The 2,942-nt window shown below is 39.2% G+C and carries 4 protein-coding genes and 1 other RNA gene; all 5 read left to right on the forward strand.

The window, feature by feature from the left end:
• Positions 1-360, forward strand: a transfer-messenger RNA (tmRNA) gene (gene ssrA, locus RT412_RS17085); the annotation flags it as partial.
• A gap of 173 nt (positions 361-533) precedes the next feature.
• A complete protein-coding gene (locus RT412_RS17090) occupies positions 534-1,064 on the forward strand; it encodes a VanZ family protein (protein ID WP_313413346.1) in 531 nt (176 codons plus the stop codon).
• A 298-nt stretch (positions 1,065-1,362) separates the two neighbouring features.
• Positions 1,363-1,698, forward strand: a complete 336-nt coding sequence (locus RT412_RS17095) for a hypothetical protein (protein ID WP_313413348.1) — start codon at positions 1,363-1,365, stop codon at positions 1,696-1,698.
• Between the two features lie 15 nt (positions 1,699-1,713).
• Complete coding sequence (locus RT412_RS17195) at positions 1,714-1,959, forward strand: ribonuclease domain-containing protein (RefSeq protein WP_398439724.1); 246 nt, start codon at positions 1,714-1,716, stop codon at positions 1,957-1,959.
• Position 1,960: 1 nt separating this feature from the next.
• A complete protein-coding gene (locus RT412_RS17100) occupies positions 1,961-2,272 on the forward strand; it encodes a barstar family protein (protein WP_313413350.1) in 312 nt (103 codons plus the stop codon).
• Positions 2,273-2,942 lie beyond the last annotated feature (670 nt).

Consider the following 2,942-nt stretch of genomic DNA (forward strand, 5'->3'; position numbering starts at 1 on the left):
GGTGTACCGGTTTCGACGGGGATATGGAGGCGGGACCAGCGGGCGGATGCGCCTGTCATCCGAAAAACGGGCAAATTATAAATTAAACAACAATAATACTGTTGCTTACGCTGCCTAATTAGGCAGCCGTCCGACCCGGAAGGACCGCGAGCCGGGAAGGGCGTCGTTTAGCGGTAAATGTGCGTACGCAAAGCTTTGCGCGTGCCATAAATTATGAAGCTCACCTGACCCGCCGGCGTGACGGCTTGCCGGCGGAGAGGGGAACAGGGAGAGAAAGACTCCCAAAATAACCGTCTGCGCCCGGAGAACGTCTCGTTAAAGTGTTTTCGGACGGGGGTTCAACTCCCCCCACCTCCACCACAGCATTTAACATACGAACCCTTGGATTATAAGAGTTCGTATGTTAAATGCAATGCTCCACCATATTTAAGTCATGTATGAGGATTTGACCCCATACATGACTTTTTGTTTTATTTATGCTAAAATTAAAACACATATTATTTATTGCACATTAAGGAGTGAATAAGCGCAGCATGAATATAAAATGCATTGTAGATTTGGTTGCCATGGTTGCAATATATGTAGTTTTTCTTTATAAGAAATGGAAGATAAATGGTAGAGATATTCTTCTTGTAAATACACTTATGTACGTATATATCGGATTAGTTCTTTATGTTACGCTAATGCCAATTATTGCATCCATTCCATTTATTTTTGATCATCCCTACGTCCCTATAAATCTGTTGCCGTTTGATGACTATTTAAATGGAAGAGGCGATACGGTTAGACAAATCGTGTTGAATGTATTCATGATGATACCGTTTGGATTTCTGTTACCCATGATAAAAAAGCAAAATGCACTCTCCTGCATCGCACGAACATTCATTTTTAGCTTAAGTATTGAATTGTTACAGCCACTTATCAATGGTTTCCGGGCAGCGGATATAACCGACATAATCACCAATTCTGTTGGCGGGACTATAGGTTACCTCTTATATTTGCTTTTCAAACCAATAGTAAACATTGTTTTGCAACGAGTAAAATCGGGTTCTGCAAAGACATAGAAGGTAGCTCAATTTAATTGGAATGTTTCCCGGTATGAGCATAACCGAAAAAACCATAATTATTTTGAATTTGTGATGATAGTATTTGATAAAGTGATAGTTTAAATTCTCATACTATAAATAACATGATATCCAGATTTGATGTAGCTCTCATGGGTAAGTCCTTATGGGACTTACCCATTTTTTATGTAATATGCTGATATTTTAGAGATTCATCTTCTTGTTGCACGGAAACGTGCAATTTACCCCGCTGTACCCCCTATTCATAGTGAGTATTTTCTCATAGGGGGAAAGTAGTGTGTACAAAGTAAAAAAGATAGGATATATTATAAAGGAAACCTCTTTCGATCCACTCATTCAAAAAGGATTTCAAATTTCCTACGAAAGTAGCCGTTGGAAAATTTGGAGAACTGTAATTACACCGGGGACCTGCTTTTACTGCTTCTCAATGAATGGTCGAATTCTTTCTGTTGACGATCCTCGAATACTGGAAATCCCTGTTCATCCGAACTGCAAGTGTTATATTGAAAAAGTGACCACTATTGCGGTCGGCACTGCAACCAGCGCAGGCCCAGATGGCGTTGATCAGTATGTCGCACTGTATGGCGAATTCCCGCCTTGCTATCTGACATAAGCTGAGGCAAAGAATCTGGGATGGAAAAAGTGGCTTGGGAATTTAGAGGAAGTTTTGCCGGGAAGAATGATCGGCGGTGACGTCTATAAGAATCGTGACAAACGACTTCCGGTTGCCGAGGGACGTGTTTGGTATGAAGCGGATTTTGACTATGTAACTGGCTTTCGAAATGGATGTCGGTTACTGTACTCTAATGACGGCCTGCTTTTTGTTACATATGATCATTATTTAACCTTTGCTGAAATTGGATTGGAGAACTAATATGAAGTATATTACACTTGATTTCAGTGGCATAAAGACCATGTACGATCTGCATACCTATCTAAAAAAAGCCTTTCATTTGCCTGACTACTATGGCTACAACCTGGATGCGCTTTGGGACTGTCTGCACTGTTCTTTCGCTGAGCCTACGATAATCGTATTAAGGCATATGTCTGTTTTGCCCGAAGAAATAAATGAGGCTGTCGAAGTCATGAATGAACTTTTTAATGATCTTGAAAAGCAGGATGACGAAGTGACGATTCATTTTGAAGATGGAGATAAAAAATCTAATAATGAGGAATTTATGATTTAGCGTTGTTTTGTCACAGGTGGCACTTAGTTTGTTTTGTGTAGATATAGCCTAAAAATGGAGTATTTTCAATACTTTTCTCTGTTCCCATAATTCCATTCCGACCAAGATAAGTTGACAAGTTTTTGAGAAGAAAGCTTGTCAACTTTCCTTTATTTGTGCGGTTTTACAGCGTTTTGAAAGGTTGGCGGCTTTCCTGAACATATAGATTTGAACCCACTATATCCCACAACTACAAATCTACTAAATATAATGATTGATTCCCCTCCTACCGGACAAGTCACACAAGAAATGATCGATTTAGTAAACCTGTATTTTTATCGAAACAAAGGCAAAAACAATTGCTTATCTGTGACTATTCCTAAATTAGAAAAATCAAGATATTTAAAATATTGCAAAAAACTTAGTTATAAAAATATAGCAAATTTTACACGAAAGGCTTTAAAATTGCAATTCGCAGTGGCTCTTTCAAATATACAAAGCGATGAAGATTTCGAAGAAGTATTAGAAGAGTTTTAGAGTGCGTTCAATTGACTATCCTTTCAGATAAGCTGTCATAACCATTTCTCAGAATAGAGCTTCCCATTATGAGTAGAGAATTATCCGAGCATGGGCGCAAAAAAGAACGACACAGCAGGAACTGCGTCGCCCATGTTTGGATAATTCCATAGCA

The sequence above is a fragment of the Sedimentibacter sp. genome, from assembly GCF_032080165.1.
Lineage (GTDB): Bacteria > Bacillota > Clostridia > Tissierellales > Sedimentibacteraceae > Sedimentibacter.